The following is a 14169-nucleotide window of genomic DNA, read 5'->3' as shown; positions in this document are numbered from 1 at the left end:
GCTTTTTGCGAAATCAGCAGAAAGCCGTCAATTAAAAGGCTATACCTTCATGCCCTATTTTTCAACAGAAAAACGGCGGGGATTCTGAAACCCCGCCGTGATATCTTACTCGTTTAAATCCTTTTTTAATTTCGTTTTCACTTCTTGAAGGTTCTCCTCATTCAGTTTGAAATAATAAATATTTTTGCCGTATTGAGGAGTGTAAATATAGCTGTCTGAACCTGTCAGCTGTAAAGAATTCACTGATTTCAGCGATGTGATAAACGGGAACAGGCCGATGGCGTCATTCAGAGATAAGTTCATTTTTAAGTTTTTCCCTAAGCTGTCGACGATATCGTCATAAGAAGGGATCGAGCTTAACGATTTAGATTTTTTAATAATGGCGCTCAGCACTTCCATCTGTCTTTGTCCGCGCATCAGATCGGTGTCCGCTTTACGTGTTCTTACATAAGCCAGTGCCTGCTCGCCGTCAAGCGTCTGAACGCCCGGCTTCAGCACGACTTTTCCTTTTGTATCGACTTTAATACGATCGGCAATTTTCTGGCTTTTTACATTTACCGTAACGCCGTTCAATTCATTGACGACATCGCGGAACGCGTCGAAGTTGCTCTCAACCACATAATCTACCGGAATATCAAGCATGTTTTCTACTGTTTTATAAGTTAAATTATAACCGCCGTAAGCATGTGCGTGCGCGAATTTGTCATAGCCGTGACCTGGGATGTTGACATAGGAATCCCGCGGAATGCTGAGCATTGTCGCTGTTTTCTTTTTCCGGTTGAAGGTGACGAGCACGTTGGCGTCACTTCTTGCGTCATCTACTGATTCGCCCTTATTGTCACGGGCGTCAATTCCTAAAAGCAATACGGTGAAAGAATCCTTCTTCGGATCAAATTCTTTAATCCGTTTTACGGACTGGTCGCCGCGGTCAAGACTGACGTGCGCTTCCTTGGTCGCATTGTTCAGTTTCACAAATGCGTAGGCGCCGACGGAACCGGCAATCACCAATAAGAAAGCGGCAAAAACCAGTACGAATTTCACCCATTTTCTGAGGCGTTTTTTCTTTTTTCTGCGTTGAGATCGTTCTTCCATATCATTACCTCTCGTTTCTATTCTTTGTGAAGCGTACCATAATTGTTGGCTTGGAACAACTCTGTAAATGAGAAAATTCCAAATCTTTCTCTCTATTTCGACAACATCTACTGTTATTTTTACATCAGGTTCACATTATATTGGACGGCGGGAACCGGAAAATGTTTCGTCGGGTTGTAAAAAATAATCAGTAAAATAATGGATGTTAACCGTCGGAAGGTTTGAAACGATCGGAATCAGGCAAAAGAAGCAGTAGAACAATTCCTCGCGGATACAGCGCAGGATGAGGGGAGTCTATATCACATGAAAAGCATACACTCGAATAAATGGCTCTATTTTTTCGGCGCTCTAGGCGGCGCGTTATACGGATATGATACCGGAGTCATTTCCGGGGCTATTTTATTTATGAAAAAAGAACTGGGACTGAACGCCTTTACAGAAGGCCTCGTCGTCAGTTCGTTATTGGCGGGGGCGATTCTCGGTTCGGGATTCGCCGGCAAACTGACCGACCGGTTCGGCAGGCGGAAGGCCATCATGGGAGCGGCGCTGCTGTTTTGTATTGGCGGGCTAGGGGTCGCTTTTGCCCCGAATACCCAGGTGATGGTTTTATTCCGGATCATTCTCGGACTGGCTGTCGGAACATCTACAACGATCGTTCCGCTCTATTTATCGGAGCTGGCTCCGAAGCATAAACGGGGGGCGCTTTCATCACTGAACCAGCTGATGATTACAGTCGGAATCCTCGTTTCGTATATCGTGAATTATATATTTGCCGATGCAGGCGCTTGGCGCTGGATGCTTGGTCTTGCGGTCGTGCCGTCAGTCATTCTGCTGATCGGAATATTATTCATGCCGGAAAGCCCGCGCTGGCTGTTTACAATCGGCAAAGAAGATAAAGCAAGAGAAATTCTTTCGTCATTGCGGGGAACGAAGAATATTGATGGCGAGATTGACCAGATGAAAGAAGCGGAAAAGGAAAACGAAGGCGGTTTGAAAGAATTGTTTGAGCCGTGGGTGAGACCCGCGTTGATTGCCGGCCTCGGGCTAGCCTTTTTACAGCAATTCATCGGGACAAATACTATTATTTATTACGCCCCGAAAACATTTACCAGTGTCGGGTTCGGCAATTCCGCATCTATCCTGGGAACCGTCGGAATCGGCGCCGTCAATGTCATCATGACGCTTGCGGCTATCAAAGTCATTGATAAGATCGGTCGGAAGCCGCTGCTTTTGGCCGGAAATGCGGGCATGGTCATCAGTCTTCTCGTATTGGCCGCGGTCAATCTCTTCTTTGAACATTCAGCAGCCGCATCATGGACGACGGTCATTTGTTTAGGTCTGTTTATCGTCGTGTTTGCGCTCAGCTGGGGGCCTGTTGTATGGGTTATGCTGCCGGAATTATTCCCCCTGCATGTCCGCGGTATCGGCACGGGTGTCTCGACTTTGATGCTGCATGCCGGAACATTGCTTGTTTCATTAACCTATCCGATATTAATGGAGGCCGTCGGCATCAGCTATCTATTTATCATTTATGCCGCGATCGGGGTAATGGCATTCCTGTTCGTTTGGTTTAAAGTGACCGAGACGAAGGGGAAAAGCCTTGAAGAAATCGAACAGGATCTGCGAAGCCGTAACGGAGGCTCTGAATCAGAATCCAATCGGCAGACAGTTCATCCTTAATTCCAGTGTGAGAGGGGGCGGTTATACACCGGCCCCTTAAAACTGCGTCCCGCGCCCGGTCACATAAATGACAGGAATATGTCATACGTTAGTATAAAGTCACGATAAAGGCGGGGATGCCGGTGAAAACGAGCATTATTATCCTTACATATAATGAGCTGGAACTGACCAAAAAATGTCTGGCCAGCATTGATCAATACACCGACAAAGAAGAGATAGAGCTGATCATTGTTGATAACGGTTCATCAGACGGAACGAGAGAGTACATATCAAAACTTCCTGACGTCAAAGTCATCCTAAATGAAAAAAATCTCGGGTTCGCCAAAGGGTGCAACCAGGGAATCGAAGCGGCGGCGGGGGACAATCTGCTGTTTCTGAACAACGATACGATGGTCACGAAAAATTGGCTCAGCGCCATGCTGAGAGTGCTGTATCAATCTGAAAAAAACGGCATGGTCGGTCCCGTCAGCAACTATGTCAGCGGCGCGCAGATGATCCATAACGCGTATCAATCGCTTGATGAACTGGAGTCATTCGCGGAGGCTTATTGTGAAAGAGAAAAGCATAACACGAAGCGGGTGCTCCGCCTTGTCGGATTCTGCCTTCTGGTGAAAAAAAGCGTCATTGAAGACGTCGGCCCGTTCGATGAACAATTCGGATACGGTTCTTTTGAAGATGATGACCTATGTCTGCGCGCCCTGCAAAAAGGCTACAGCCTGCACATCGCCCTCGATGCCTTTGTGCATCATCACGGGCACGCGACGTTTACGGCTAATCAGGATATCAATATCAATCAATTATATTTGGAGAACCGCCAGCGTTTTACGGAAAAATGGGGCACTGATTTTACGTACTTTACCCACCCGAGACCGGAAATTGCGGAGCTTGTTCCCCGGGAAGCGAAAAGGGTACTTGATGTCGGCTGCGGCGCGGGTGCTACGGGACTGGAACTTCAAAACAGACAGCCCTGTGAACTGTACGGAATAGAACTGCACCCGCTGGCGGCGCAAGCGGCAAAAGGACACTATGAAGCGGTTCTGCAGGAAGATGTCGAAGAAGTGAAGCTCCCGTATCCGGAAGGCTTTTTTGATTGCATCATTTTTGCAGACATTCTTGAGCACTTAAAAGACCCTTGGCGTGTCATTGAAACGTACTCAGCCTATTTGGCGCCTGCCGGATCAATCGTCTGCAGCATTCCGAATATTTCTCACGCCGAAGCGCTGTTTCCGCTTCTGCTCGGTGACTGGACATACAAGGACGCCGGCATTCTCGACCGCACCCACTTGCGGTTTTTTACGCCGCAGACGGTCCGCACGCTCTTTCCGGAAGAGACATTTGACGTGAAAAAGCAGTCCTATACGTATGTTCACGTTGATGAGCGGGTGCAGCTGTTTTTACAAGAAATCACACGAATGGCGCAGGCGATGCAATTTCCGGTAACACAGCTGCCCGAACAAAGCCGGATTTATCAAATCCTCCTGCGTGTCGAAAAAACACACTGAAGGCTACCGGCCCATTGTTCCGAAGTTGACAATCTGAATGGAAACATCATAGTCAAAGGCTGCTTCGGAAAAGGTCTCATCCCAATGATTCTTCACTTTCTTCCAATAGTCGGGATATTGAATGCGGACTCTGTCAGAAAAGAATACAGGGTCCGTTTCATATTGATTCTGCAGCTTATCAATGACTTCTTTTATATCGCTTTTCAGTTTTTTTTCGAAAATCTTTTCGAGCCCGTTTAAATAATGCTGATTGAATGAATCCTCGCCGGCATATTGATCCTCCGACAAGATGCCTTTTGTTTTTACCGATACGTGAAATGACAGCTTCCCGTTTTTCAGCCGGGGGGTGATGGAGGATGTTGATTTTTTGATCTCGAAGGTAATCGGGTGCCCTCCTTTATCCAAAGCAGGCAGCACGCCGCCCTGTATCGTTCCCGTCAGCCAATTCAGGCTCTGTACTTCGTATGATGACAGGAATCCCGCCAGTCTGTTTTGTTTTTTGTTTTTGATGATGGCCGCTCCGTCATACACCGTTTTTCCTTTTTGATTGCTGACGGCCTGCATGAGAAAGCTGAGTTTATTATGGCAGTAAATCGAAGCTCTCCCGATTCTGAGCGGCCTTAAAATTTTTCCGTTGTAGCCGCCGTTGTTTGTGAGGTCGATGAGCTTTTCCGCGGCCATGGGCTGCTGCTGATTCGGCGTCGGCTCCGTCAGAATATCAGACGCTTTTCCTCTTGCCGCGAAAAGATAGCTGCTCCGCCTTAATTCATCATCACGGATAAAATGATTCATCATCTGCAGTATATTTTGGTCGGCCAGCAATTTGTCGCTGAATATCAGCACTTTTAAATGATCGCTGTAAACGGGCGGATCTTTTAAGGAGACTTCACTGACGGCTTCAAGAATGGTATCCCCCCGCGTCGTCACATTGACAAACACGGGCCGGCCGGAAGCCTGGCTGTTTTCACTTTGGGGCAGCAGGTTTTGATAGGTTAGTTTATATCGGCGGTCACTCGTCTCGTCTATAGCCACTCCCCGGGCGAACGATAGTTTTTCGACTTCCTTCGCGTCCCAGCATCCTGAAAGCATTATCAGTATGAAAAGCGCCGCCGCCCATTTTATGAAATGTGTCATGACGTCTGTTTCCTCCCCGCTATTTTCTTCATCCAGCTGACAAACCAAATGAGAAAAGGAATCATAATGACGGCAAAAAACGCATATCCGAGAATATTAGCGAATGCAAACACACTGTTGATATCATCGGGGTACATTGAAAGGCCGAATGTCACCGCCAATAATCCCCCCAGCAGCCAGCCATTGTTTTTATTTTTCAGCCTGAAAATGGTGTTGAATCCGAGATGCGCTCCTTTAAAAGAACCGAGCATACAGGTGAACTGCTGGCATGTCCACGTAATTAAAAGAAAGATATCAAATCTTTCGATGAAAATACCGCGGATTTCCAAGGCGTGAATCAGGGAAATTGTCGGATACGTCACCGTTTTGGCTTCAGCAACCGACATACAGCCGATCACGATAAGCAGTATAAAGCTGTAAAATAAGCTCGCGCCCGCGATGCCGAAGACAGCCGCCTTTTTCGCCTGCTTCGGGTTTTTCATAAACGGCACCAGAAAAAGAATCACTTCAAGCCCCGAAAAATACAGAAGGGTTCGCGGAAACAGCTCAAAAAAGCTTTTGTAGCCCCCATCAAAGACCGGGCGGACGAAATCCAGCTTAAACAGTCTCAGGCTGAATATGAGCAGTGTAAGCAGAATGATGATCGAAACCGGAAAGAGATACGCATAGAGCTTTGAAATGGGATAGACCCCGCCGGTCACATGGTAAATGCCGACCGCCAGAAAAATGAATATGACGACACCCATCGGCGTATTTTTCAGTAAAAAGTAATTGATGACTTCACCGAGAAACCGGGCTTGAAAACAGACGGTGACGACAAAATAACAGCTGATGAATAAATTCAAAAGAGAACCGATAGCGCGGCCCATGATGCTTTGATTCAGCTCATAGATAGTTTCCCCGCTGTTCTTCTGCAAAAACGGCATAAAGAGCAGGACAATGCCGATAAACACGACACTCTGCAACAGAATAATGATCCATCCGCTCGGACTGTCCGCTGTTGCGGCCGAGCGCGGCAATGTTAACACGCCCGCTCCGATCATTGTTCCGCTTACCATGAGAAGGGTCTGCATAAAAGACAGCTTGTCTTCCGGTTTTATCATGGGGATCACCTTTGTCTGATTTTATCTTTTGTCTCTTTTCGGGTCGGCCGTTTTTTAAAAAGCGGTGTCGGCAGCCTGACAATCGTATCCTTTAAGTCCTGTCCCGGCTGCGCCATGATCGGAATAATATAATCCTGGCCGAAGCTTTTCAGGCGCATCAGATGGCCGACGACGAGCAGATAACACATGATCAGTCCGTATAACCCTAAAATCGCCGATAAAATCATCGAAAAAATGCGGATGAGCCTCAGCGGGAAATTGAACACATAGGAGGGCGCCGTAAAAGAGGCCAATGCCGTAACGGATACGACAATCACCATCATCGCGCTGACAATATTCGCCTGTACGGCGGCCTGGCCGATCACCACTCCCCCGATCAGGCCGATCGTCTGGCCGATCGGCTTCGGCAGTCTGAGTCCGGCTTCTCTGATCATTTCAATCGTGAAAATCATAATAAACGCTTCAACAAAAGGGGGAAACGGGACATTCAACCTGCTCCCGGCAATCGTCACCGCCATTCTCGTCGGCAAAAGCCCGGTATGAAACGTAACGAGCGCGATGTAAAGGCCGGGTAAATAAATCGTGATTAAAATGCATGAATACCGAAGCAGCCTGAGAAAGGTAACCGGAACCCACCGCTGATTATAATCGTCAGGGGAGTGGATAAATTCATCAATGGTAGCGGGCACCAAAAGGGTAAATGGCGTTCCGTCTACAAGAACGGAGACCCTTCCCTCTAAAAGAGCGCCCATAACCCGGTCAGGCCGTTCGGTCGTCAAAATGGTCGGGAAAATGGAATACGTGTTATCTTCAATGAGCTGTTCGATCGATCCTGATTCCGGAATATCATCAATGGTGATGGACTCCAGTCTTTTCATCACTTCTTTTACGACATCATCAGGCGCGATATCCCGAATGTAGGCAACGGCGATCCGTTTTTTTGTCCGTTCGCCCAGTGTCAGCTCCTTGATCTGGAGATTGGGGTCACGGGACTGCTCACGCAAAAGCGCCGTGTTCGTCCGAAGCTTTTCGACAAAACCTATCCTCGGCCCGCGTTCCAGCACTTCTGATGCCGGTTCTTCGACATCCCGCATTTTAAATGTTTCCGTATCAAAGGAAAGGGCCTCCTTCCATCCCTCCGCCAGCAAAACCGATTTGCCGGAAAGAATGTCAGCCTCAACATCCTTAAGTGAAGAAAGCCGGGTGTGGTGATACCCGAAAGAAATGGATGCCGGAGGTGTTTCAGCCGGTTCCTCTTGATGCCGGGCGGCCGCCTGCACGGGCGAAATAATATATTCGGCAAGCAATTGATTTTCAGTCAGTCCGTCTATATACACAAGGCAAGCGTCACATTTGCCGTTTCCGTACGTAAATGAATAAAACATCATGTCATCGCTTTGGCCGAACCGTTTTTTCAGCGCTTGAAGGTTTTGTCCGAGCTCAGCATTTATCGTCACAATGTTTCCCCCCTTTCATCAGTTATTTTAATTTGCGACAAACAAGGGATTTTATTCTGGAATAGGAAATGACTGAGCATTCCGCCCCATCCGAATGGTATAATGAGCAGGTCAGCCATTTATACATATTGTTTTTAACTGGCGGCTCTCTCCGTGTTTTAAAATAGGTACAGGGGGAATGGGATATGAGCCGCTTTTTAATGGGAGGGGAACGAACATGACGCAAGAGCCGATTTTTTTACAGCCTGTATGTAAAGAAAAAATATGGGGCGGCACGTTATTACGCGAACGATTCGGATACAGTATACCTTCAGAAACAACCGGCGAATGCTGGGCGATATCAGCCCACCCGCACGGGATGAGCACGGTCAAAAGCGGTCCGTATCAAGGGAAAACCCTGATCGAACTGTGGAATCAGCATAGAGAATTATTCGGCGGAACGGAAGGGGACCGCTTTCCGCTGCTGACGAAAATACTGGACGTCAAACATCACCTGTCCGTCAAAGTCCACCCAGACGATTATGACGCCGAGGAGCATGGACTGGGCGAAACGGGGAAGTCTGAGTGCTGGTACATTATCGACTGTAAAGAAAATGCGGAGATAATATACGGTCATACAGCCCGTTCGAAAGCAGAGCTTGTCACCATGATTAACAGCGGTGATTGGGAAGGCCTGCTGCGCCGCGTGAAAATCAAACCCGGTGATTTTTATTATGTGCCGAGCGGAACCATCCATGCCATTTGCGCCGGGGCGCTCGTTCTGGAAATACAGCAGAATTCAGATGCCGCCTACCGGATATATGATTACGGGCGCACAGATCAAAACGGCGAGGCGCGTGAGCTGCATATCCGCGATGCCGTCAACGCCGCCACCGTTCCTCATGTGGACGGATTTTTAGATGAATCAACTGAAACGAGAAAAGGCATCACCATCAAAACCTTTGTGCAGGGAGAATATTTTTCTGTTTACAAATGGGATATCAGCGGGACGGCGGAAATGACCCAGGACGCTCCGTTTATGCTGTGCAGCGTTATAGAAGGAAGCGGCTCCATCACTTGTGAAGGCAAGACCGCAACACTTGAAAAAGGCGCGCATTTCATACTGCCGGATCAGATGCCTGACTTTACGATAACCGGAGAATGCACAATCATCGTTTCTCATATATAAATCACCCAACTTAATCCCAGCGATGGGATTAAGTTTTTTTATTTGGATAATTGGATAATTTCTCTCTGTAAATATGAAGAAAGCCGGCCGATAAATAAACTAGTTTGATAGAAACCAATTGAATCAGAAAGAGGAGAAGGAATGAAAAAGAGATTCGTTGCACCTATGTTATTGTCCGGCGTTTTCCTTGTCTTTAGCACCGTTACACAGCACGCCCAGGCTGCATACAGCGACTATTCCGTTTATGAGCTGGAAACGAAGCAGCAATTCGCTTCTGAGAATGAGGCGCTTCAAGCGGCAGCGAAATTGAAAAAGGATACGGGATGGCAGGCTGACGCAAAGAAAGCCGGTAATGCGCTGCTTGCTTATCAAATCTCCGTCTCAGGCTTACACGATGAAACGGACGCGAAAGCCGTGCTGAAAGATTTTACGAAGCAGACGGGTGTGGCCGGCACTTACAGCGCAAGCGGAAGCAAACAGCCGTACGTGACCGTCACATCAGGAGTTCTATCAGACGGGCAGCAGACGAAAAACCTTCTTGCCAAATTGACGAAAGAAACGGGCGTGACCGGCGCCGTCAAAGAGTCGGGAACGAAGCAGCCGTACATGCAGGTCGTGACTTCAGAGATCGCAGCCGAAGCAGACGCGAAAACGCTCACTCAAGATTTGACGAAGCAGACGGGCGTAAAAGCATCATACCGTCCGAGCAAGCGGGAAACAGCCCAGTTTCAGATCCAATCAGGAACAATTACCGGCGATCAAAAAGCTGCTCAAATCCAAACTGATTTTCAAAAGGAAACAGGATTACAATCGTCGCTGAAGGTGATAACAAAAGGAAGCCCGAATATCACCGTGACAGCTTCCGGCATCCCGGATGCAAATAAAGCGGCAGGCTTAGCGAAACAGCTGCAGCAGAAAACGGGCATCAAAGGGAATGTTCAAACATATGCCCAAAGCAAAACAGCTGCCGTGTACAACGTGCGGTCAGGGTATTTTAACGGAGTAAGCGCCGTGCGAAATGCCGTCAGCCAAATCAAGAAGAATACGGGCGTCAGCGGCAGTTATCAAAAAGCCGGCACGAAAAATAATTATACGGTCGCGATGAGCGGACTGACGGCTCAGCAGATGCAAAGCGTTCAATCCTTCTTTAAAAAGAAAAAATGGCATTGCGACACAACGTCTGTCAAAAAGACAGCGTCAGCGTCCGTTTACAGGATTACAGCAGGACAGCTTACTGCCGCACAGGCAGATCAAGCGGAGGCGTTTTTCCGCCAGCAGCATGTAAAGACGGCAAGAACTGCGGCAGGAAAAACAGCAGAAAACCAATATCAGCTGCTTTCTCAGCAGACGGCAGACCAATCGAAGATTAAAAAAGGATTGAATCTTCTGGCCGGATATAAACTGAGTGCCGTTTCCAAAACAGCAGCCAAGCAAACGGGAACAACGTACCAAGTCACAACTGAATCACTGCTTGATACGGCAAAGATCAATCGTTCGCTGGATTTCTTCAAAGGGAAAAAAGTATCCGCTTCTTCACAGAAAACAGGTGAAACAGCGTATACACAATTCAGGATTGAAACGGCGCCGCTGCTTAAGAAGGAAGACATTGACCGCGTGACTGCCTTTTTCAAACAAAACAAAGCAGCCGGCACTGCAAAGGAGACGGGGAAAACCGCCTATTCACAGTACGTCATCAAAACCGAAAAGTTCACTGGTAAAACCGTTTTAAATAAAAGCATGAGCTATTTCAGCGCCAAACAATTGCAGGCCGGCTATACGAGTGAAAGCCATCCGGTTTATGAGCTCCATCTCCGCGATCAATTCACGGGCTCGCAGTCTGCGGACGCCGCCTCTCAAAAGCTGAAAAAGCTGTACGGATGGACGATGACTATTTTGAAAATAAAAAACGGACCGCAAATTATGAATACCAATTACAACATCTCGCTTGCGGATATGGTCAAAAAACAAATGACAGTCAGCCCGCAGACTGATGCCTCGGCTTACGCGTCGCTTACTTACATCAATACGGCTTCCGGGACGGTCACAGCCGACGTACTGAACGTCCGCTCAACTCCGGAAGTCAGCTCAGGCAATATTATCGGGCAGTTGAAAAAAGGCGATAAAGTCAGCATCACCGGCCAGACAAACGGCTGGGCCAAACTCAGCATGGGCTGGAGAAACGCCAGCAGTGATGAAGTCGAGCAATACGTCAATCCCGATCACTTCGCACAAGACAGCAAGTATTATTTTCAATTTCTGAAGCTCTCTCAGACAGCGGGATTGAACGCATCTGAATTGAATCAAAAAGTGCTGGTCAATAAAGGAATTCTGACAGGCAAAGGCCAAGCCTTTATTACAGCCGCCGGAAAATACAGCATCAATGAAGTGTATTTGATTTCGCATGCTTTGCTTGAAACGGGCAATGGCACGTCAGAGCTTGCAAACGGCATTACGTATAATGGAAAAAAGGTTTATAACATGTACGGCATCGGGGCTTATGACAGCAACCCGAATTATTACGGCGCACAATACGCATATAATCAAGGCTGGTTTACTCCGGAAGCCGCGATTATCGGCGGAGCCCAATTTATCGGTGCGTCATATATTCACAACTCCGCATACAACCAGGATACCCTGTATAAAATGAGATGGTCTCCAGCCGCATCCCATCAGTATGCGACAGACATCGGCTGGGCGTATAAGCAGGTAAACCGCATGTACAGCTTATACTCACTTCTGGACGACTACACGCTTTACTATGATGTTCCTGTGTATATGAAAGTGTAAAAAAAAGGCTGAAGTTGTTGCTTCAGCCTTTCTTCATGCAAAAAAACACCCGCCTCGGATTCAGGCAGGTGCTTCAGCACAATTTTTCATTTTTGTTTCCGCAAATTTCAATAACGCTTCACTCGAATTCCCATCTGAATACATATTCCATTTGTCCGAGAACCGCTTCATTTCTTCTGCATGAAAGGGTTCTTTCGTCATTTCCTCGAGAAGGGCTTTGCTGTCATGACAAGCTCTTCCGGGGATGACCGAAGCATAATTGTCGATCAAACCGCGTTTTTGATCGTATTCCTCCAGATCATAGGTGAAAAAGAATATCGGTTTATTTAAGAGTGCGAATTCAAAAGGCACGGAAGAGTAGTCCGTAATTAAAATATCAGCCGCTTTCAAGAGATCATGAAGACGCATGTCAGACACGTTCTTGATTGATTCGCTTTCAAACGAAGCTGAAATATGATGCAAAACGGCAGGGTGAAGCTTTACAAGCAGCATATACTCTCCGTTTAATTCGTTTGTGAGCTGTTCTTCGGTGAATGGGAGCCGGAAGGATTGCATATCATAATCCCTGAATGTCGGTGCGTACAGAATGATTTTTTTCGGCCATTTGTGCTCCGGTTCAGGCTTGTTTTCTTCATAATAGACGTCAGTCAGGGGAACTCCCGTTTTTAACAGCTGGGCATCCCGTATACCGAACGACTTTTTAAAAACGTCAGCCATCTCATCTGAACCGACCGTGACAAAATCAAACGAACGGTACACTTTTTTAAAGCGGCTGATATCTGATGCCGGCCGGCTTCGGTTCGTCACGTCCTCAAGGCCGAACTTTTTCAAAGAGCCGTTCGCATGCCATACTTGAATGCATGTCGTTTGCGGCCGGCGGTTTAAGACGCTTGTCAGGAGAAAATAGTTATCCGTTATGACCACTTTGCTCTTAAAAAGGATGAAAACGGCCTTCACAAGATGCAGAGGGTTTTTTTCGTTCAGATAAAAAGAGCCGAGACCTTCCAGCTCCTTTTTCAGACTGACGGCATGTCTCGTATACAGAACCGTCACTTCATAAGAAAGCGATTCAGCGTGCGCCTTGTAAGAACGGATGAGAGCCTGGGCATTCTCTTCAAAAGATACCAGCAGGGTCAGGTGATTCTTTGGCTTTACAGGCTTGAACAAAACGCCGAGAACCGACAGATATATAGAATAGAAAGCGGCGAATAAAGATCGCAAGTTCATAGATTACCAATCTCTTTTGCTGTTTTATTTGTTTAAAGCTGTTTCGTTTGATCTTCAGCCTGCTTGGAGTACAGGCTCTTATTTGATTTATTGTTTCTCAAAACGGTAAAAGCATACTTCGGAATGTTCAGCATCCTTTTCCATCTCCACGGATTCGTCACCAGTCTGTACAGCCATTCCAGATTTGTTTTGATCATCCATTCAGGGGCGCGTTTCACCGTTCCGCTGAACACATCAAAGCTTCCGCCCAAACCGATTGAAACAGCCTGAGGGAAAAGATGTTTGTATTCATAAATAAATTGCTCCTGATGCGGATATCCTAAGGCGACAAACACGATATCGGGTTTCGCCCGGGAAATCTGTTTGGCGACGAAGCGTTTATCGGCTTCATAGCCGTTGCTGGCTCCGACAACCTCGATATTCGGATACTCTTTATCGATCCGATTCAAAACGGCGTCAAGCACGTCTTGCTTAGCTCCGTATAAAAATATTTTTTTAGACTGCCGGTTTGCGAGACCGAGCAGCGACAGAAACACATCGAATCCCGCAATTCTTGATTTCAGCGGGTGCTGCGTCAAACGTGACATTAACACGACGCCGATACCATCCGGCAGGACGAAATCCGCGGAAGAAATGACTTGATGATAACCTTTGTCTTTCGCCGCAGCGTATCCGATCTCTGGATTGACCGTCGCAATGACGGCTCCTTGCTTTTGTGCGATATAATAAGTGTCTAAATATGAAATAAACTCCTGTAAATTTCCATTAACATAAGAAAGGTTGTGCACCATTTCAGTCTGCATCTGCCGTCCTCCTTTTTGTACGGGATTTTCTTTCACTTTTTCGTGACTTAAGCTAAGCTTTATTTTAACATAATACCTTCAGATAAACTTAACAATAGTTTTACAAAAATATAAATAAGATAACAATTTCTTTAATCATACGCGCAAAAACCCTGCTAAACTCCTATTGCAATAACATTTGTTAATAAGTGGAATTTAACTTCGTTTTACATTAGC

10 protein-coding genes are annotated in these 14169 nt (G+C 47.0%); 4 read left to right on the top strand and 6 right to left on the bottom strand.

The features are described 5' to 3' along the window. Positions 1 to 105: 105 nt before the first annotated feature. Positions 106 to 1092 (bottom strand): LCP family protein, encoded by a 987-nt coding sequence (locus tag AADZ70_RS12600; RefSeq protein ID WP_045926551.1) that lies wholly within the window; start codon positions 1090 to 1092, stop codon positions 106 to 108. 303 nt (positions 1093 to 1395) lie between these two features. Here AADZ70_RS12600 and AADZ70_RS12595 point away from each other — a divergent pair, with 303 nt between their 5' ends. Together AADZ70_RS12595 and AADZ70_RS12590 are read left to right on the top strand one after the other, a co-directional pair. Beyond that, positions 1396 to 2772, top strand: coding sequence for a sugar porter family MFS transporter (locus tag AADZ70_RS12595; RefSeq protein ID WP_342007128.1), 1377 nt, complete (start codon positions 1396 to 1398; stop codon positions 2770 to 2772). A 116-nt stretch (positions 2773 to 2888) separates the two neighbouring features. Next, positions 2889 to 4274, top strand: a complete 1386-nt coding sequence (locus tag AADZ70_RS12590; protein ID WP_342007127.1) for a glycosyltransferase — start codon at positions 2889 to 2891, stop codon at positions 4272 to 4274. Positions 4275 to 4277: 3 nt separating this feature from the next. Here AADZ70_RS12590 and AADZ70_RS12585 read toward each other — a convergent pair whose 3' ends face one another. The 3 genes from AADZ70_RS12585 to AADZ70_RS12575 are packed head-to-tail and all read right to left on the bottom strand — an operon-like array spanning position 4278 to position 7968. Then, a complete protein-coding gene (locus tag AADZ70_RS12585) occupies positions 4278 to 5408 on the bottom strand; it encodes a Ger(x)C family spore germination protein (protein ID WP_045926554.1) in 1131 nt (376 codons plus the stop codon). Continuing rightward, positions 5405 to 6511 carry a GerAB/ArcD/ProY family transporter gene (locus AADZ70_RS12580; RefSeq protein ID WP_049627521.1) on the bottom strand — a complete coding sequence of 369 codons (1107 nt, stop codon included), beginning with the start codon at positions 6509 to 6511 and terminating at the stop codon, positions 5405 to 5407. Before AADZ70_RS12580 ends, AADZ70_RS12585 begins: the two co-directional genes overlap by 4 nt. Before the next feature lie 5 nt (positions 6512 to 6516). After that, the gene (locus tag AADZ70_RS12575; protein WP_016937742.1) at positions 6517 to 7968 is read right to left on the bottom strand and encodes a spore germination protein; all 1452 of its coding nucleotides are present in this window, start codon (positions 7966 to 7968) and stop codon (positions 6517 to 6519) included. A gap of 217 nt (positions 7969 to 8185) precedes the next feature. Between AADZ70_RS12575 and manA the strand changes: the two genes are divergently transcribed. Both manA and AADZ70_RS12565 read left to right on the top strand, forming a co-directional pair. Beyond that, on the top strand, positions 8186 to 9136 hold the full coding sequence (manA, locus tag AADZ70_RS12570; RefSeq protein WP_060964123.1) for a mannose-6-phosphate isomerase, class I: 951 nt from the start codon (positions 8186 to 8188) through the stop codon (positions 9134 to 9136). A gap of 141 nt (positions 9137 to 9277) precedes the next feature. Beyond that, on the top strand, positions 9278 to 11923 hold the full coding sequence (locus AADZ70_RS12565) for an N-acetylglucosaminidase (RefSeq protein ID WP_342007126.1): 2646 nt from the start codon (positions 9278 to 9280) through the stop codon (positions 11921 to 11923). 60 nt (positions 11924 to 11983) lie between these two features. On the opposite strand, the gene AADZ70_RS12560 is transcribed toward AADZ70_RS12565, so the two are convergent. After that, positions 11984 to 13150, bottom strand: a complete 1167-nt coding sequence (locus AADZ70_RS12560) for a CDP-glycerol glycerophosphotransferase family protein (protein ID WP_342007125.1) — start codon at positions 13148 to 13150, stop codon at positions 11984 to 11986. Between the two features lie 32 nt (positions 13151 to 13182). Further along, complete coding sequence (locus AADZ70_RS12555; protein ID WP_016937746.1) at positions 13183 to 13953, bottom strand: WecB/TagA/CpsF family glycosyltransferase; 771 nt, start codon at positions 13951 to 13953, stop codon at positions 13183 to 13185. Between the last annotated feature and the right edge of the window lie 216 nt (positions 13954 to 14169).

The sequence above is a fragment of the Bacillus sp. YBsi01 genome (genome assembly GCF_038406745.1).
Lineage (GTDB): Bacteria > Bacillota > Bacilli > Bacillales > Bacillaceae > Bacillus > Bacillus siamensis.
Note: the sequence above shows the minus strand (reverse complement) of the source record. Positions and strands in the feature narration are given on the sequence as shown.